12 protein-coding genes and 1 tRNA gene are annotated in these 17,844 nt (G+C 60.5%); 5 read left to right on the top strand and 8 right to left on the bottom strand.

Going from position 1 to position 17,844, the window contains the following annotated elements; translation table 11 throughout:
* Nucleotides 1–26: 26 nt before the first annotated feature.
* The 4 genes from OHL20_RS02595 to OHL20_RS02580 all read right to left on the bottom strand — a co-directional run bounded on the left by OHL20_RS02595 (nucleotide 27) and on the right by OHL20_RS02580 (nucleotide 5,834).
* A complete protein-coding gene (locus OHL20_RS02595; protein ID WP_263381658.1) occupies nucleotides 27–680 on the bottom strand; it encodes a trimeric intracellular cation channel family protein in 654 nt (217 codons plus the stop codon).
* Nucleotides 677–2,869: a fibronectin type III domain-containing protein gene (locus OHL20_RS02590; RefSeq protein ID WP_263381657.1), complete on the bottom strand. Its 2,193-nt coding sequence runs from the start codon at nucleotides 2,867–2,869 to the stop codon at nucleotides 677–679. Before OHL20_RS02590 ends, OHL20_RS02595 begins: the two co-directional genes overlap by 4 nt.
* A gap of 85 nt (nucleotides 2,870–2,954) precedes the next feature.
* Complete coding sequence (locus tag OHL20_RS02585) at nucleotides 2,955–3,962, bottom strand: NAD(P)-dependent alcohol dehydrogenase (protein WP_263381656.1); 1,008 nt, start codon at nucleotides 3,960–3,962, stop codon at nucleotides 2,955–2,957.
* Nucleotides 3,963–4,112: 150 nt separating this feature from the next.
* Nucleotides 4,113–5,834, bottom strand: coding sequence for a SpoIVB peptidase S55 domain-containing protein (locus OHL20_RS02580; RefSeq protein ID WP_263381655.1), 1,722 nt, complete (start codon nucleotides 5,832–5,834; stop codon nucleotides 4,113–4,115).
* Nucleotides 5,835–5,961: 127 nt separating this feature from the next.
* Between OHL20_RS02580 and OHL20_RS02575 the strand changes: the two genes are divergently transcribed.
* The 5 genes from OHL20_RS02575 to OHL20_RS02555 all read left to right on the top strand — a co-directional run bounded on the left by OHL20_RS02575 (nucleotide 5,962) and on the right by OHL20_RS02555 (nucleotide 9,412).
* The gene (locus tag OHL20_RS02575) at nucleotides 5,962–7,191 is read left to right on the top strand and encodes a VWA domain-containing protein (RefSeq protein WP_263381654.1); all 1,230 of its coding nucleotides are present in this window, start codon (nucleotides 5,962–5,964) and stop codon (nucleotides 7,189–7,191) included.
* Nucleotides 7,192–7,442: 251 nt separating this feature from the next.
* On the top strand, nucleotides 7,443–7,829 hold the full coding sequence (locus OHL20_RS02570; protein ID WP_263381653.1) for a VOC family protein: 387 nt from the start codon (nucleotides 7,443–7,445) through the stop codon (nucleotides 7,827–7,829).
* Nucleotides 7,830–7,850: 21 nt separating this feature from the next.
* Entirely contained in the window at nucleotides 7,851–8,645 is a 795-nt protein-coding gene (locus OHL20_RS02565; protein WP_263381652.1) for an ABC transporter substrate-binding protein, read from the top strand.
* A gap of 70 nt (nucleotides 8,646–8,715) precedes the next feature.
* A tRNA-Gln gene (locus tag OHL20_RS02560) sits at nucleotides 8,716–8,789 on the top strand.
* 215 nt (nucleotides 8,790–9,004) lie between these two features.
* Nucleotides 9,005–9,412: a hypothetical protein gene (locus OHL20_RS02555; protein ID WP_263381651.1), complete on the top strand. Its 408-nt coding sequence runs from the start codon at nucleotides 9,005–9,007 to the stop codon at nucleotides 9,410–9,412.
* 311 nt (nucleotides 9,413–9,723) lie between these two features.
* On the opposite strand, the gene OHL20_RS02550 is transcribed toward OHL20_RS02555, so the two are convergent.
* From OHL20_RS02550 to OHL20_RS02535, 4 genes are read right to left on the bottom strand one after another with little or no spacing between them, the layout of a single operon-like run.
* Nucleotides 9,724–10,632 (bottom strand): DUF6734 family protein, encoded by a 909-nt coding sequence (locus OHL20_RS02550; protein WP_263381650.1) that lies wholly within the window; start codon nucleotides 10,630–10,632, stop codon nucleotides 9,724–9,726.
* 5 nt (nucleotides 10,633–10,637) lie between these two features.
* On the bottom strand, nucleotides 10,638–12,203 hold the full coding sequence (locus OHL20_RS02545) for a FlxA-like family protein (protein ID WP_263381649.1): 1,566 nt from the start codon (nucleotides 12,201–12,203) through the stop codon (nucleotides 10,638–10,640).
* A gap of 54 nt (nucleotides 12,204–12,257) precedes the next feature.
* Nucleotides 12,258–14,513: a hypothetical protein gene (locus OHL20_RS02540; protein ID WP_263381648.1), complete on the bottom strand. Its 2,256-nt coding sequence runs from the start codon at nucleotides 14,511–14,513 to the stop codon at nucleotides 12,258–12,260.
* Nucleotides 14,514–14,521: 8 nt separating this feature from the next.
* Nucleotides 14,522–17,842 (bottom strand): putative baseplate assembly protein, encoded by a 3,321-nt coding sequence (locus OHL20_RS02535; protein WP_263381647.1) that lies wholly within the window; start codon nucleotides 17,840–17,842, stop codon nucleotides 14,522–14,524.
* Nucleotides 17,843–17,844: the final 2 nt, after the last annotated feature.

Below are 17,844 nucleotides of genomic sequence, written 5' to 3'. Positions count from 1 at the left end.
CCGACCCTCAGCTTACTCTTCTTCTTTCAGTGAGCCATCACGCGTGGAAGGTTCCAATGACGCGAAACAGCTATCAACCGCAGCGCAAAACATACGCTGCCACCTGCGCTCATGGCTAAGCCTCGTGGCAGCTTGACCTTCATCATCAGCACCATGACGATCGCACCAGCGAGCGCTGCTGAAGCGTACACATCCGAGTTCAACACCCCTGGAACGCGCGCTAACAGTACGTCCCGCACCGTGCCACCGCCCACGCCTGTGATCGCTCCCATGACGATCGCGAGCAGGGGATGAATCCCGTACTCCAGCGCTTTGCCAGCACCGGCCACGGCAAACAGCCCAAGCCCAGCCGCATCCAGCGTGACCATCAGCCCGGTCGGTACCTGCTGCACGTACTGGTAGAAGAAGAACACGGCACCGCCACCCGTGAGCGCCGTCGCAGCATACCTCCAGTCGCGAATACTGTTCGGGGGCACGGCACCGATCAGCACATCGCGGATCACGCCACCGCCGAGCGCCGTGGCAAATGAGAGAACCAGCAGCCCCAGCAGGTCGAGGTCCGCCCGAATCGCTGTCATCGCACCCTCGACTGCGAACACAGATGTTCCTACAAGGTCGACGACCAGCAGAAGCAGATCCTGCCGGTACTTCGGAAACCACGACCGTAGCGCAGCCATCATCTCAGGACCGTCTTCACAGAAACGACGTTCTCATACCGGTCATACACGCGCACAGCGACCAGGTGTTCCTTCGCGTCTGTAACAGTCGCCGTTGTATTTGGAATCGCGGCTAGAAAATCGTACCGCTCGGTCATTGCATCGGACACCTTCCCGACCGGCTCGACGTACTGCCACGGTCCGGCGTCGATCGAGTATTCGGCATGGGCGATGGGTGAGGTAGCATCGTGAACCTCGAGCCTGACGCGCACCTTCGTCCCTTCTACTGTCGCTGCAAACGCGCCCGGCATCGGCGGCGTCGTATCTACAACAAACACGTCGCTTACCTTCTCGCTCTTCAGCGATGCGGCATCCGTATGGACCGGCGCGTCGCTCGCTTCGACCTTCAGCGTGTAGCTTCCGTCAGGCAGCAGGGAAGCGTCGAAGCTGTAGAACCGGTCGGAGATGCGGTCTTTTAGCAGGTGCCAGTTCGCTTCTCCTACACCCTTGTAGAAGACGGCGAACATCAGGTCGTCCCCATTGTCATCGTGCGCTGCCCAGCGAACCGTCACGCCGGTCTTGTCCTTTTGTGCGGTCAGTGGTCCTGTGCCGCTTTCGATAGGGAACGTCAGTACAGGCGTCGAGGAGTTTTGAGCCGGAAAGCTGATCTGCATCGTCGTTGCCGGAGCCGATCCCGTACCCACGGCCACACGCGTCCCCGGTTGTACAGCAATCTCGTCGACCACAGGTGCGGTGTTAGCCTGCAGGTAATTCAGAGCGACTGCACCAATCGTTCCGCCCTCACGAACAACTGTTCGCCACTGTACAAAGCGTGCAGGAGGTACGCCGATCGACGCTGCTCCCGGCGCAACCTTCATCCACTCACTCCAGCCCATCAGCGGGCTTTCGACATTGCCGCTCCGCGCATACAAATCGAATGCTGCCGGCACTTCGGATCGCACCTCGGCGCGGCCCCATTGTGAGAATCCCTGCGCATCGAAGACCGCGCTCGTGTACACCGCAGGAGAGGTCAGGCGATCCCGCAGCTTGAAGACCTTCCCGCTATTGCTTGTGCCCACCAGCAATCCGTCTTTTACCGCAGCAAACGCCATTCCCTGCGATGCTTCGAGGTGTGCCACGTCGGTGAACCGTCCCGGCACCTGGGTGTCTACCCTGTACACACGGCCACGATTTCCGGTGGCCGCCAGCAGAGCCTCTCCTCGGAACGCCAGCCCATAGACAACGTCATCCTTCAGCGCGAGCAGTTTCGAAGGAGCACCATCCAGGCCGATCCTGTAGACCTCGGAGCCTTCAGGAATCACCGTGTTCGCGCTCGCAGCGCTGGCCGACCCAGGCTGCAGGATGGTGAGGCTTACCCCAACGTTGCCCGTTACTGGCAGCGGAGCCAGCGAAGTCGGCCCCTTCGCTCCCACCCCTGCCGCGTAGACGACACCCGCCGCGTCCATCGCCAACGCTGTAATCTCTCGCTTGGGCGCAGCGTAGACGGCAAACGGCTTCGCGTCCCGCGCTGTTGTCGCGATCCGGTAGATCACACCTGCCCCATCGGAGCCCGCCCAGAGCACCCCATCCCTGGCCACCATCAGGCAGCGAATGTGTTGATCTGTCGTCCGGAAAAGTAGTTCGGCCGTTCCGCCTCTAACCGGCACCCGATAGACCGCGGCAGGCGCACCCGTTGCGATGAAGAGCGAGTCGCCAATCTCCGCGGTGTCCCATAGATACTTCGGCTTCTCTGCCGTGGTCGCCGCATCGAACAGCACTGTCGCGGCGCCACCGCCAGCCGGGATTCGATACACCTTTCCATCCGGAGAGGTGGCAGCGACTACCGTGCCATCCGTCAGCACGCGTACCGACTGAACACCCAGTTCTTTTCCTTCAAAGATCCTGCTCGTCTTTCCGTCCTGACCAATCTTCAGCACGGCAGCCGATCCAGCAGATGTCCCGCCTACGCCCGCATAGCCATTGCCTGCAGCATCCGCGGTCAGCGACCAGACGTAGTTTCCACCTGTCGCGGCGAGTAGCGACGTCGCGGGTCCTGCTTCAAGCCTGCCATCGCTGCGGATTGCGACGCCCTCGGACGTTCCCTTCGCGAGGTCCTCGTACCGGTCGACGCTCCACAGCTTTGTACCCTGCGCCATCGCCCCGCATGCCAGCCCCGCCAGCATCGTCAATCCAGTAAAAAACCTTCGCACCATCGTCTTTTGAGTCTAATGGACGACTCCCAAAAACGATGGGCAGCAGCCGAAGCTACCGCCCATTCTCTAACTGGTTCAAACCTAACTAATTTGCCAGCACCGCGCGATACCGAACCTGGTTCTTCTTCACCTTGGCGACCGCATCGTTTGCCTTCGCCATCGCAAACTTCTCCGTAATGGCCTTTACGTTGTGTCGCGCTGCAACATCAAGCATCTCGTGCAGGTCGCGCGGACTGCCGGTCGGGCTACCTGAGATTGCTTTCTGTCCGCTGATGAGCGAGAACGCCTGGATCTGCAACGGCGAAGGTGCAGCACCCACCACACAGATCGTTCCCTTGGGGCGAAGGGCATTCACATACGCCTGCCAATCTTGATCGGCACTTACGGTCGAGAGCAGGAAGTCAAACGAGCCTGCGATCTTCTTCAGTGCGCCCGTGTCACGGGTGTTGACGAAGTGATGAGCGCCCAGCGTCTTTGCCTCTTCCTCTTTATCCTTCGAGGTCGAGAATGCGGTCACTTCAGCGCCAAATGCTTTCGCAAACTGCAATCCGATGTGTCCCAGACCACCGATCCCGATGATTCCCACACGCGATGAAGGACGAATACCGTGGTTGCGCAACGGGCTGTACACCGTGATTCCGGCGCAAAGAAGCGGGGCTACATTCTCACTCTCAAGGACCTTCGGCACAGGAATAGCGAACTTCGCGTTCACTCGTACGCTGTCCGCGTAGCCGCCATTCCGGCCCACACAGGTTGGCTGTGCTTTTGCGCACAGGTGCTCATCGCCCTGGCGGCACCACTCGCAAACGCCACAGCTATCGGCCTGCCAGCCAATGCCAACGCGTTCGCCTGCTGCACGATCCGTCACACTGGAACCTACTGCCGTTACTGTCCCGACAATCTCATGGCCGGGAATAAAGGGATACTTGCTAATGCCCCAGTCGTTGTCGATCAGGTGGATATCGCTGAAGCAAACGCCGCAGTGCGAGATGCGTACCTCCACCTCATTCGGCTTCAACTCTCCAGCATCATATTTGTACGCCAGCAACTGTGCACCGGCCGCGTGCACGGCTAAACCATGAATTTCATTCATTGAAGTCTTTCCCTCTTGGCGTGCGGCCGAGACCGCCCACGAACTCTCTGATGCTACAACACCTTAAGAAACAGTTTTGCAGAAGAATCCCCAGCACTTTAGGCACTTTCGTACCTGCACAAGTCATCAATTTGCGCAATCTGTCTGTCGCTACCTCACAAGAAGCCGCAGTACGTGCGATCCCGTAACCGCGTAGCCGGCTTCTGCCGATCCAAGCTCCACAGCACTCTCCCCCGTAAGCTGCATCCCTGCATCATTTTTCAAGGGTTCGAGCACGTTCGCCATCGAAAGTGGAATCTCCGGAAGCGCCCTCGTCTCCAGTACCGCCTGCGCTGTATGGGCCAGCAGCGTCACGTAGACGCGATCGTTCTCGTGCATCCGATTCATGCCTGCCACGGTGTCAGCCAGTCCGACAGCATGACTCGACACTCCATTCCCCGTCATAAGTTTGTCCAGGCTTGCGCCGTCGCTCACCACCACGCGCAGCGTCCCCGATGCGAGACTTGCAGGAAGCGTTATAGGCACCCGAACCACCCTGGCCGCCGCCTGGTAGGGGTGCAGGGTCACCTCGACCTCAATCGTCTCACCGGCGCGAGCCTCTACCTTGCTCAGCCGTGCCGCTTCTACGACCGCTGTTCGCCGCGCTGGCTGGACCTCCAACCGCAGCTTCAGTCCCGTCACTACCGGCTGATTAACTGCATTTTCGTAGATCTTGCTGAACCGGTCGTTGATATAGAGCGCCGTTGTGATCGCACCGGTATTCTGGCCAGTTGGAGCCATCATGCCGAGCAGCCTCACGCCCGGCTGTCCAGCTACAGTAAGTTCCCCCGTCAACAGGTAGCTCTGCTCGGCCGCAGCGGCGTTCGTACCCTGCATCGTCTGGTAGACCGAACTCAACATGGCCGACGGTGTCAATTGCCTGTCGTCCAGCACCTCGAAGTGGAAGACCTTCGTGCTCCCGGCGTTCACGACCTCGACCACAGCGGGGATCATTCGCGCTGCTATACCGAATCGGCCGAGGATCGCCGAGGCACGGTCCTCCGTAAATGAACCTACCGTCTCCGTCGTATTGACGATCTTGAAGGCATTCATTGGGGAAGGCAGCGTCGCTACAACGGTCGCCTTGGTCATCGGCATCGAGACCGGCCCATTCTGGGTAATCGGATGACCGCAGGCCAGCAGCCGTGTCGTGTCAACGTACGTGACGGTACACGTCCCCGAGACCGAGAGATCTCCGCGTACCAGGATCGCGCTTACCGCTGATCCAGGAATAAGCGGCTCCGGTTGCTTCGTCTCAGCGTCCGCTCCACCAAGCCCTGCCACCGGCGTCAGCCCCAAAGCCCGGAACCGGTCCCCGAATAGATCCACCGTCTGCTGGCTAAAGCCCGAAAACATCAGCGGGGTCTCCATCGCCTGCATCTCGGGCTGGCCATCCACCTTTGGCCGCGGTCCCGCCGGTATATCGCGTACATCGAGCATCTCCGCGATGGGTGTTATTCCGGCTATCGGTTCCTTGCTGAACTGCCCTATCCGGTAACTTAGAGCACCCACCAGCCTGCCGTCGATATACACCGGACTGCCGCTCATCCCCGCTACTACGCCCGTGTATTCCGGCTTCGTGCCATGCAGGCGGGCCAGGATCATGTCACGCCCAGGCCCCAGCGAGTCCTTCAGCACGCCTAGGATCTCCACCTGCATCGGCTCTGGCAGCACCCCCTCGAACACCGTGTACGCTACACCCATCTGCCCGCGTTTAATTTCAGCCAATGGGAAAAAGCGCGTTTCCTTCGGCGGCCCGTCGTTCGGGGACTGCGCGCCGGATGACGTCGCCGCACTCACAAACGTCCAAAGTATCGCAACGCCGACTGGCACCAAAGTTCTCTGGAGGGTCTGTCTGGAAGGCCTGTTCACATCCTCAGACTAGAGTGTTCCCGCCTCAGCACCAAACGCCGCTTCCATTGGACGTGCCCGACTCACAGAATTCGGAGTAAAGTTTCAGATGATGAGCCCCCAAACAGCAGCTACCCCGCTTCCCCTCGCGCTTTCGGTCCCCCGCCGCGCCGTACGGCTCGGTCTCTGCTGTTTCCTCGCTCTGCTCTCGTCAGGTCTGCCGATTGCTTCAGCAGACGCGCAAACGCCCGCTGCAACTCGCCAACAGCAGCAAAGCCCAGCGAACCCGCCGACTGATGAGGCCGGCCCTCAGACTGACAACGGCTCCATCATCCTCCGGAAGAAGAAAGACGCCGACGAACCGCCTCCGCCAGCCGCGCCCGAGGCTCCCAAGGTCAAGAACCCTAATAACGAGACCTACTCCCTGCGCGTCGATGTGCCCATCGTCAATCTTGATGTGAATGTCGTCCTCGATAAGACGCACCAGTTCGTTCCCGGACTGAAACCCGCAAACTTCCTCGTGCTCGAAGATGGCGTCGAGCAGCCTGTGCAAAACGTTCGGATGTCCCAAACGCCCATCACCGCCGTTATGCTGCTTGAGTTCGCCTCCAACAGCTACCGGCTCATCTACGACATGCGGAACGCCTCATACAGCTTCTTCCGCTCGCTGCGGCCAGACGACTACATTGCTGTCATCACCTTCGACCTCCGCACCCACATCCTCACCGACTTCACCAATAACAAGGACATCGTCGCCCAGTCGCTGCAGACTCTTACCATCCCGGGCTTCTCCGATACCAATACCTTTGACGCCCTCTACGAAACGCTTGATCGTGTCAGTCGCATTGAGGGTCGCAAGTACATTGTCATGATCGGCTCCGGGCGCGATACGTTCTCGAAGATTACCCTCGACAAGATGCTTGCCAAGATCAAGGCCACCCCCAACGTCACCATCTTCACGATCGGCACGGGGGCTTTCTCAAATGAGCTGTACGGTGGTCGCGGCGGCATGAGCGGCGGCATCCGCGACCTGAACTATCTCCAGGCTCAGAATCAGCTCAAGACCTTCGCCTCCATGACGGGCGGCCTCAGCTTCAGCCCCATCTTCGAAGGCGCGCTGCCAGACGTATTCTCCCAGATCAACGATTCCATTCGAAACGAGTACGTTCTTACCTATCGGCCGACCAACAACAAGAACGACGGCAGCTATCGCAAGGTAAAGGTCCTCCTCGTCGACAACGAAGGCCATCCGCTCCAGATGCAGGACGAGAAGCAGAAGCCTCTGAAGTATTCGGTTATTGCCCGCGATGGTTATCGCGCTAAGCTCCCTGTCGAATAGCTTCGCGGTAATTTCGCAGCTGCATTATCTTGTAGAGCGGAAAAAGGCGGGTTTAGATGCTGGCCGTAACCCGTTTATATGGAACGCCTTAGTTGTCTCTACTGTTCGTAACTATAGGCATCTAAAAGGGTTACAGGTAAATATAAGTTTCTAAATGACTTAGAGTGGGCTGGAGGCAATCAGGCCAGATATCTGATAATTGTGCTCGCCTGCGGACTAACTATTTGTCAAGTGGGCAGACCGAGAGAAGCATGAGTCAGCCACGGGTAGTGCATGGGATTTCGCCGATCGTCGCGGTCGCCAGCGTCAAGGCGGCGGTAGAGTTCTACGTCCGTCATCTGGGCTTCAACGCACTCTTCGTCGCTGAAGATGGTTCATACGGAGTCGCCGGACTTCTCGATCAGAGTGTCCATTTTGTTCCGGCTGCTGATGCGGAAGCGTTAGCGTCGACTGCAAGGCATACCTCCTTTCGTCTGCGCGTCGAGGGCCTCGACGCCTACTGGGAACAGGTAAGCGCCACCCATCCGCCAACGCGCACTCGCGCCCCTGAGATCAAGCCGTGGGGGATCCGCGAGTTCCACATCCTCGACGCAGATGGTGCGCTCATCATCGTCAGCGAAGCCGCCGACGCGACGTAGCAGGTGTAACAATCAGCAGGCATGCGGATAGCCAGCCTTCAGCCTTCAGTCACCTTGACGCTCCACGCGCTGGGCAAGCTCGACACACTCTGCGCCGTAACGAAGTACTGCTTGCAGGCGCTCCCTGAACTAGCCGCCCGAAATATTCCCGTCCTCCACGATAGTTGGACTGCCGACACGGACGAGATCCTTGCCACGCACCCCGACCTGGTTGTCGCCAGCGTTCCGTATCGTATGGAGTCGCTGGCGGCCATCCTGAAATCCGGCCTTCCCGTCCTCGCTTTCGCACCCCACAACCTGGCCGACATCTACAACGACATTCGCCTGATCGGCGGTGTGGTTGAAGCCTGCGATCAAGCCGAAAGCCTGATCCGGCTGATGCAGCAGACTATTGCAGCCACGCGCGAGAAGGTAGCATTTGCGCCCACGAGGAGCGTCTACTGCGAGGAGTGGGGAAAGCCTATGATCCATTCCCAGCCTTGGGTCGCTGAACTCATCGAGGCTGCGGGCGGCACGTTTATCGGGGCGCCCGGCACCCACACCACGCCTGAGGAGGTCGCCGACGCCGACCCCGATACCCTCCTCTTTGCGTGGTGCGGAGCAGGGAACCGCGTGCCGCTCGCAAAGGTCGTTGTTCAGCGTAACTGGCAACCTCTACGCGCCGTGCGAAGTGGCAGCGTCTTCTGCATCCCCGACGAGTACCTGAATACGCCAGCACCGACGCTCCTTGAAGGCCTGGCGTGCATCGCGTCAGCTATCCATCCGGAGCTCTTCCCACGCCATCGCCAACTCGTTGCGTTGACCCCAAACGACTGACACAGTACACTTTGAGAGGCGGTCAAGAGTTCCCAAAGCTCATGACCTCGCAGAGGCACCATCCCTGCATTGCCCCCTCGTTCAATGGTAGGACTAGCGACTCTGACTCGCTCGATCGGGGTTCGAATCCCTGGGGGGCAACCAAAAGCATGTAAACGCCTCTGGGAGGCGCGTTTTTCTTTATCCTTCCTCGCACCTGTTCGGACCCTCTTGATCCATGCAAGTTGTGCAAAATAAATTACTTATCGAAATCTATGGGTTGTTTGCGGACGAGGATCGTCGTCTTAGGAGGTGCCAGCTGGTGCGAGGACAGCCAGCCTTTTCTGCGGGTACGGATGTGGGTATCATTGGGGAAATTTGTGGGTCATCACGCCGGACCAGCTCAGCCAGATGCGTACGATTGCAGGCGCAATCTACAGCATGACGTCGCAGCCCCGTCGGCATCGACTCCAGAACCGGACCGATTCAAATACTTTGACAACTGGTTTGAGGCCGGACCAAACCCGGGCGGAATGGACAACGGAATCGACGGCAAAGATGAGCGGGATATCTTAGCCTCCATCCGCAACGGCAAGGTCTATGCAGACTTTCTGATTGCTACCATCCACACGCATCAACTCACGTTCTTTTCCACCAAGACAAACACGGAAGTAGACCATGACATTCCGGAGTTTTTTAAAAGTTCGCGCACGACGCGATTGATGCGGGGGCGGAACGGAGAGGTTCAACACCATTTTGCCCGGACTTTCTCGGCAGCGCACCGCTAGACCGGAATCTGAGGAATATTTTCCCCGTCACAAGCGAAGGTGTACACGTAGTCGTAATGCAGCACATATCTCCCCTCTGCTTATTCAAGGGAAAACGGCGTGGGCTTCATGGTGCTCTTGGTCTGGTTCATAGTCCAGGTGCCATCCCACGGACTTGAGCACCGCAGGCCGTCCCCGCACACAAGACCACAGCTATCCAGGCACAGCAAAACACTTCAAGCCTTCGCACAATACCCACAGTATATTCAGGTGTTTCAGCGATCGTTAGGTTCGTCCTATTACGCACGGGATCGACGCCGCTTCGGGCTATTTCAGCAAGCGACCGCTTCGGGTGTACGCACCATGTCCACACATCGCGCGAAGTACTCGGGCAACTCGCGCTCGGTAGCGTCTTGCAGATCGCGAGCGACCTCGGCATCGCGTTTTGCCCCGGCTGCCAGGTGCGTAAATCCCGCCTCGCTTGCGCTTTCGGCCGTGTAGGCCTCGTCTATCGAGGGGAAGACATAGCGGATGTCGATGCCGTGGAAGCTGGAGTCGGCGCAGGAGCGGTGATACTCCAGGCAGGCTGTCAACAGATACTGTTCCAGCAAGATCATGTTGCCGTCTTTGTCCGCGAAGTTCCTCCAGGCACGCACGTTGTGGCGATGGCGCAGAAGCCGCATTGCCTGTGAGACGTAGTGGTGGATAAAGTCCAGCCTGTTCCCGCCGAAGAGGCCGCAGCACTCCGCCCGGCCGTGCCCCAGCGAGGCCTGCCGGTACCAGTCCCACTCCGCCGGCATCCATCCGCTGTCCGGTCGACCCAACGCGCTCTCGAAGTCTTCAGGGTGATAGCACGAGCGCCCGTAAACAACGGGCTCAGGGTTCTGGGCAAAGACGTCCGCAGCTTCCAGGTCCGGCCGCAAGGGCTTCCAAAGAAAAGCGTCGGTGTCGATATGAACGAAAGGCTCTTGCTGAAGCCTGTAAGCCTCCATCTTGCCCAGCGACCACCAGCCCGGGTCCTCATTTCCTAACGAGTTCAATCCGGTCGACACATGAGCAAACGGCAGTTCGAGCGTGTCGACAAGCAGGCGTGCGCCTGCGTCATCCGTCACAAGCACCGTCTCCGGGTAGTGGTTGGAGGCCGCCGCCAGAGACAGCCCCCATGCTAGCCAATGGTGCAGCTCACTGGCCCAGCTACTGTGCCGCTCCGCCAGAAACGGCTTCGTCCAGAACGACCACACCGCCCTCATTTCGCTTTGGATACCCGTTTGGTGCGCTGCACTTCTGCGGAAAGGGTCGCCCGTGTATTGGCCGTCTTCAGCAGTTGCGCGCCAGCCGCGATGCTGCCTTTCCCAAAGCAGCTGTTGATGGGCGAAAACTCACACCGGCACGCCCGGAACTGCAAGGTGCCATTGGACCAGTTGACGAAGCCCAGCGGCGCGTAATGATGCTCGATCCCATCAGGAGCCAATGCATCGGGCACTGGATTGTTGTTGCTATCCGGGGTGCTCGGCCACTCGATCTGCCCTGTGGCCACACGCGCCGGAATGAGCCAGTAGTCGCCGGTGCGATACGTGCCTCCGGGCGCGAACATCACCTGAATGCCATCCTCCAGGTCAATCCACACTGGCGCACTCGGCAGGCTTTCGGTGATCGGTATTGCCCCGGCCACCAGTTGCTGCGCGTCGGACGCTTGCTGGTTCCAGCGGCGGATCCTCGGGTTCACATAGTCGTCGCTCCAGCCGGTCAGCGAGGCAGGCGTGGAAGAATTCACCGAAAGCACGCCGCCGTCCACCTTTGCCAGTTTCACCAGTGTCCCCGGCTGTCCTTGCAGGTCGAGCGTGTCGTCCCCCAACTCCACCCATGAGCCGGAAGCGAAGCCGCGCGTCGCCCCCACCTGGAAGTCATTGCCTGAGCCTCCCAGCCACGTGGTTGCCACGCTGCCGTTATCGCGCGACCACTTGAAAGTCGCGGTTCCGGCCGTGCCGGGCGTGTGTACCTCTACCCGGTAGAGCTGGTTTTCCGCGCCGCGATACTGCGAAGCCGGCGAGGTCAGGCACGGGTCCTGGATCTGTTGCCCAGGATCCAGCCGCGCCGTCATGGATGCCATACTCAGCCCACTCAGCGGGGAAAGCGGGCCGTCGCAAGTAGGCACGCTTTGCGTAGGGCTGGCGCCTGCCAACTGTTGCTCGAGCACCTGCATTTGTCTCTCGATCTGTTCCTGCTCGTCCTCGTTGTCAGTCTGTGAAAGCTCCTGCTTCAGCACGCTGAGTTGCTTCTGTATCGAGTCGGTCGTCCCCGTGGTCTGGCCCAGCGTATCGGTCGAGATCGCCTTCACCTGCCACACCACCTTGGAGCGTGCGCAGGTGTCCGGTCCGTTCAGGGCCTTCTCGCGAATGGAATCATCCTCGATCCACGTGATGTTCCGCTCCCACACGTCCAGGTAGAGCCAGAAGTTGGACGTGAGCGTCTTCAGCAGCGCGGTCGCCAGCGGGTCGTTATCAGGCAGCGGGTAGTCGAGCTGCTTGGTGTAATCGCAGTCCTCGTCGTTCTCCACCAGGATGCCGTCGACGTACATGCGGCCGGCGCTGATCGTAAGCGCCGCCCCGTTCGCCGTCAGCTTGAATCCTCCCTCCGCGGAAGGCGCTGCATAGGGGCCGAGCAGATCGCGGGTCAGCGTGCGCAGCAGGTGCAGCAGGATGTCGGTTTGCTCGTTGTGGTCGGCGTCCAGCGTCACTCTGCCTTGCTGCATCAGGACCCGGCTGAAGTGTTTGCTCGGATCAAAAGTGTCTCGGGTGAAGTCGTCTTTCATCTCTTATCTCTCCTTGCGAAGCTGTCGGCCTCGGGTCTGCTTTCTGCTGTCCGGTCAGTTACCCCAAATGATCCCAACGTCCATTCCTGCGGGTGTAAATTGTTCCAGCCTCGCCTGCAGATTCGCGCGGCGTTGCGGCTGAAAGAGGTCGTGAAACGCGCCCATCTCTGACTCGTCATCAGCGCCGGCCAGGATCTCCGGCGCGCACGTCAGCGCCAGTTGCGCATAGGTCGGCGAGCCATAGTGCGTGCTGGTGAACTGCGGCTGCACACGCAGCTTTTCCGCGGCGATGTCCGCCGCCTGTAGAGCGAGGTTGGATTGCTCCGCCTTCACCTGCTGGATCACGCCGTCCGGTTTGCAATGGTAGCGCCGCGGTGTCCGGCAGCCTGCGGGCACATAGCAGAAACGCATGCACCCAAGCTGCCGCCGTGCCACATTCACGCAGCTATTGAAAATGCTGTTCTCCGCCAGCTGGATGGCATGCACGTCCACGATGCCGAACGCCGTGCAGCGCTGGATCGTCAGCACGGCATACGCGGGCCCATCGCCGCCTGGCACGCCGATCGCCCTGCCTTGCGGATTGACCGCATCCAGGATGCTGTCGGTCAGCTTCATCGGAATGGGATCATAGGTCACTGAGTTTTCGTTGACCTGGATGGCCCCCAGGATGCTATGTTCCACCCGCACCCGCGCCCTCACGTTATACAGCTCCAGTGAAGGTTCCGCCGGACGCTTCGCGTTGCAGTCGCAGTCGATCCCCCATCCGGGAACAAGCGTGCAATGGCGGATTACCACTTCCGCGGAGCACTCAGGCAGTGCCGCGTTCTGCGGAGGTTCATCGCCCGCCCCTGTGATCTGCACCGCGCGCCCCGTGATGAGCAGGCCGTCCAGCGTGAACCGGCTGCCGTGCCCCATCGTGACCGAAAGCGCATCCGGCAGGTCCGATTGCCAGTCCAGCAGACGGATCACCGGCCGCGTGCGGTTGGCGGCGCGCAGCTGCAGGGTCTGTCCCTCGTTGAGCGTCACATAGATCGGCTCAACATATACCGTAGTATCGGTCAGCTCGATCACCGCGTCGACCGGCGCGTCCTTCTTCCATTGGTCCAGCGCGTCTCCAATGCGGTGAAACGTCTGGTCCCTGCCCACGCGATACAGGCTGAACGGTGGAGGCGTCGAGTCCGCGGCCACACGCTGCGCTGGGTTGAAGATAGGCCGGTCATACTCACCTCCGCCGATGCCCGCGCTGAACCCGTAGTGATACGTCACACGGCAGCCCTTCTTCGGCAGTTGACTTGGCGGGAACGCGAAGCGTCCAGTGTGCGGGTCCAGCGCCACAGTCTTCGGCCATGGAACATACTGCCAGCCGCTCAGGTCCGCCGGCACGATCCAGTCAATGGGGACGGGCGTATCCGCATCCAGCCCGTTCCAGCCTTCCGCCCATATGCACACGCTCTTGTCTGCGCCATACAGGTCGGCCTTCTGCTCAAGGAACTCTGTGCGACGGATCGCGATGGGCACGTTAAGCTCTGTGGTCACCTCGCCCGGTGTCTGGCCTTCTTTCGGGTCGATGAACAACGGCGCGTCCTGCCCAAGCAGGCTGAAGGTCATGCAGTGAGGTCCAGCCTCCTCCGCACAGTACGCCGGGCACCGCGTCACGGAATAAGACCCAAGCCGCCACACGAACACCCCCACCGAAGGAATGTTGGTACGACCCACCGTCCGCGCGGAGTCGATGCGGCGAATGTCCACGGTGTGCGCCATCCGGTCGAACGGCCCATTGAGCCGTTCCAACTCGCGCAGCAGCCGCACGTCCACCGTGTGCCCTCGCTCCATGTGCGGGTGATCGATGTTCTGGTTCCAGCCCAGATGTTTTAAAAACTCCACCGCGCGCGCAGGCCAGCCAGCGACGTCATAGGCAAGGTCCTCCAGCAGGAGCAGCGTGCCTTTGCGCCGCCGGTAGCGGATCGTGTTGGCGACTTCCCGGCGCGGCACCAGGATCTCCGCCAGCGCCTGGGTCCGCTTCGTCCCCCTCACTGAAGTCAACCCGGCCGTGCTCACCGGCGTATAGCCGATCAGGTCGGCAATGTAAGGCACCGCCCACGGCTGCGCGGTCTCGATGAACCAGTTGTCATACAGCTGCAGGATGTCGTCTTCCACAACATTGACCTGCTCCGCAATGACGCGCAACAAAGCCTGCAGCGGGTAGTTTTGCTCCGCGTCGCGAATCCGATAGATCGAGGGAAGCAGCTTGTAGAGCCGGTCGATGCGGGGATCGGTGGATGGAAACGTTGTGGCAGTCGAGGTCGTCATGGAAATCCTCACAGCACCTGGTTCAGGATGAGTGTGTCGGGAACGTTGGGCGTAAAGGCCGCGAGTTGGGCCGGACGGATGCCGCCTTTTTCAAAGTCTGCGAAATTGGCGGCAACCTGCTTCGGAATACGTGAGTTGGCGATGTCTTGAGCCGCTGTCGCCAGTTCGTCCAGCGTGAGCAGCTTGCGCCCGCCATTGCCATCTGGCTCCTTCTCAGGAATGCCGCCAAAGGCGATCACATCCACGTAGTCGACGCCCTCGATGTTCTGGATCGCGGCAATCAGATCGCACAGCAACGCCGGCTGCCCCAGATCGCGCGCATCGAAGCCGAACTCCGCCAGGACCGCAGTGCGGATGGCCGCCGAAACGATCTCCCACTTGTACGCAGGCAGGATCTTCACGCTCACGCTGAGCACAAGGATCTTGAGCTCGCGCAGGTCTACCTGCACAGGCAGGGCCACGTCCCCGTAGTTGTGCAGCGCCAGCAGCAGGTTCCGGTAAAGATCTGAAGTGGTGTCGATGGGAATGTCTTCCGCACCGGCGATCGTCACATGCACCAACTGCCTTTGCCCGTTGCTGATCTTGCGCGAAGCCGCCTTGCCGATGCCTGCATAGGTGCGGGTGAAGTTGGCATAGTCTTCTACAGACACCAACCGGTCCAGCGACATCACGGCCAGCGGCGCATTGCTGCGTGCCCGGTCGCGGCTCTCCGGCCCTGCTCCTCCGGACGCCGCAAGTGGATTGGTGACACCCTTCACGCCAAGCGGCTGGCTCACCAGCATGCTGATCTGGCTGGCCCGCACATTGCCCGCCGGGCCCAGGTCGCTGCGGTATACGGCATTCAGGTTTTGAACGCCCGTAGGAGGCACCGCCCCATGCTCACCGTCGCCGAAGATCACGGTCGTATTCGCGTTGTCGTCCGTTGTGGTCGTGAACACGCGGTCCGCCGGCCCGGCGCCTGCCATGGTCGCAACTTCCGTCCACTTCACGTTATTCACATACACGGCCAGCGTGCTCTTCACGCCGGTGGGATTGGGATCGGACACATACGTCAGCGGCGGTTGCTTCAACACATGAGAGGCAAAGGTCTGGGTCGCATCTCCACTGCCCAGCACTTCCATGCGTGTCTGCCCATTCGTGGCTTTCGCCACGTTGCCATAGATCGTCAGCGTCGAGCGTTTGTAGGTGTAAGCGGTCGGTGTAGCCAGCAGCAGGGTAGTGTGGACCTTGTCGTTCGGAATATCCGCATCGGTGCCATGCACCAGCCCGGACATCATGATCAGCTCACTGGAGATCACGCCCGAAACCCCAGGGATATCGGCCCGTTCACCGGAAACGATGACCCAGCGCCCTGAAGTGAGCTCTCTGTACAAGTTGGCCAACTCGATCTCAGACCCGGAAACCGTATCGGGCAGGGGCTCTTCTGCCAGCGTGAGTTCGTCGGTCTGCCCATAGACATAGGTGCCACGCAGTGTGCCCATCTCATCGGCATTCCACCACTGGCGGTCCACGTCGATGCGCGTCGAGTTCCCGCTGGCGCCATATGCAGTGCGCGGCGTGGTCTGCGCCGACACCACCTTGCGCACGTCACGCCTGATACCGCTGCCGTACGGCTGCTGGATGACCACCATGCTGTCTGCCAGGATCGTCGGATAAGGACGGTCGAGGAACAGCGTTGTGGGCGCTTCACTGTTGTCGATTTGAGGAGCGCTCCAGGGGGACGTGGCTGTCGGGTCATAGATGTACGCCGGCGCCGAGGAGCCGAACAAGGGCGCCGAAACCCGCACCGCATAGAGACCCTGCAACGCCGGGGAGATCGATTTGATATTGGCGTTCTCCCACGCCTGGTACAGCGTATTTTCGAGCGTAGGTGCGAAGGTGAGCAGCAGTTGCGGATGCACGTCGGAGTTCGCCTGCATCTGCACCTGGATCGTCCGGCTGAGCTGGGCCGTGCTTGCCGGTTGCAGGTTCACGGGCTTCAGCAGGGTGGGAACGAATACGGCCGGCGTCGTATAGGTGGGAACAGAAGCGCCCGGCAGGTTTGCCAGTGCAGCCGTGACCGCAGTGTTGAAATTCTGCAGGATCGCTTGCAGGGCCGAAGAAGAACCGTAGTACCCGCCCGCGGCCGTCAACAGGGTGAACCATGTGTTTGGGTCGGACGGAATGTCGAGGAAGACATCGTTCAGCAGAAGCTCGGCTTTTTCGATCACTTCTGTAGGACCGCCCTCGGCCACGAACTCTTCGGTGACCTGGCCGTTCTGTGCAACATCGTTTTGCGCCGCCGCACTCTGCGCCGCCGCGCTCGGCGCGGCAACGTCCTGCGCAGCGGGGGCCTGTGCTGCCGTAGCGGCAAGCGAGCGAGGCTGCGCTGCGGGGGCGTTGCCTGCCTGCGCGGCGCCCGCGGCTGCTGGTGCCGCAACATTCGCGGTGGGCGTGGCATTCGCAGGAGCATTCGTGGAGCCCGGAGTAGCAGGGACCAGGGTCTTGACTGCCTCAATCACCTGCGCCAGGAGATGGACCGTCGCCAGCACATCCGGCGATAGCGGCTGCAGGTTCACGACCGTCACGTTGTTGGGCATCTGCGTGTCCACCGACTTCACTCTTCGGGCGACGTTCCGGAAATCGTCGGTGCCGAAGGAAAGCAGCAACAGATCGCCTGTCCGAAGATTGGTGGTCAACCCGCTTACGTAGAGAGTGTTGATCTCCAACGCGTTGCTGAGATTGATGACCTGGGGCCGCGTGGCCCGCACCTCCAGATCGTTCCACTCCTTGCGCGTCAGCAGGTCGTCGTTTGTCTCGAAGTACTGCGGCATCTCGCCCGGACCGGGAATGCTCTGCGAGCGGCTGCCTGCCGGGATGGTGACCGGGTCTGTCTGGTTGTCGTCCAGCGTGTAGGCCACGTACACCGAAGAGGCCACGCCCGGCCGGAGGGTATAGCCCACCAACCGCGACAGCTCCAGCACCGAGCGTCGCTTCACCGCGGTGCGCAGGTAGCCTTCATTCGCAAAGCGCTCCTGATAAAAAGTCAGCACATCGGCTATCGTCGCCCAGCTATCCAGCAACGCGATCGCCGGGTCGCTCTCGTCACGCGTGGTCAAGCCTTGCAGCGGACGGAACGTGGTTTGCGTCTGCCCATCGCTGCCGACGGCTTTTAAGGTCAGGCCGGCCAGCCGGGCCTTCATCGTTTCCAGGAACGATCCGTGTGTGCCCGCCCGGTAGGTCAGCGCGGGCAGGCCCGGGCGGTTGTACTCCGACTCGGGCGTCAAAACGCTGACACCCTCGCAGCACTTGCACGTGGATTCGGAACAGCCACAGTTCGTGTTGGACATCT

The organism is Granulicella arctica, from assembly GCF_025685605.1.
In the GTDB taxonomy this organism is placed as follows: Bacteria; Acidobacteriota; Terriglobia; order Terriglobales; family Acidobacteriaceae; genus Edaphobacter; species Edaphobacter arcticus.
The sequence above is the reverse complement of the archived record's forward strand: the minus strand, read 5'-3'. Positions and strand labels throughout refer to the sequence as shown.

Coding starts and splice junctions, on each gene's coding strand:
- OHL20_RS02595 (WP_263381658.1), bottom strand. CDS start 680: ATGATGGCTGCGCTACGGTCGTGGTTTCCGAAGTACCGGCAGGATCTG.
- OHL20_RS02590 (WP_263381657.1), bottom strand. CDS start 2,869: ATGGTGCGAAGGTTTTTTACTGGATTGACGATGCTGGCGGGGCTGGCA.
- OHL20_RS02585 (WP_263381656.1), bottom strand. CDS start 3,962: ATGAATGAAATTCATGGTTTAGCCGTGCACGCGGCCGGTGCACAGTTG.
- OHL20_RS02575 (WP_263381654.1), top strand. CDS start 5,962: ATGATGAGCCCCCAAACAGCAGCTACCCCGCTTCCCCTCGCGCTTTCG.
- OHL20_RS02570 (WP_263381653.1), top strand. CDS start 7,443: ATGAGTCAGCCACGGGTAGTGCATGGGATTTCGCCGATCGTCGCGGTC.
- OHL20_RS02565 (WP_263381652.1), top strand. CDS start 7,851: ATGCGGATAGCCAGCCTTCAGCCTTCAGTCACCTTGACGCTCCACGCG.
- OHL20_RS02545 (WP_263381649.1), bottom strand. CDS start 12,203: ATGAAAGACGACTTCACCCGAGACACTTTTGATCCGAGCAAACACTTC.
- OHL20_RS02540 (WP_263381648.1), bottom strand. CDS start 14,513: ATGACGACCTCGACTGCCACAACGTTTCCATCCACCGATCCCCGCATC.
- OHL20_RS02535 (WP_263381647.1), bottom strand. CDS start 17,842: ATGTCCAACACGAACTGTGGCTGTTCCGAATCCACGTGCAAGTGCTGC.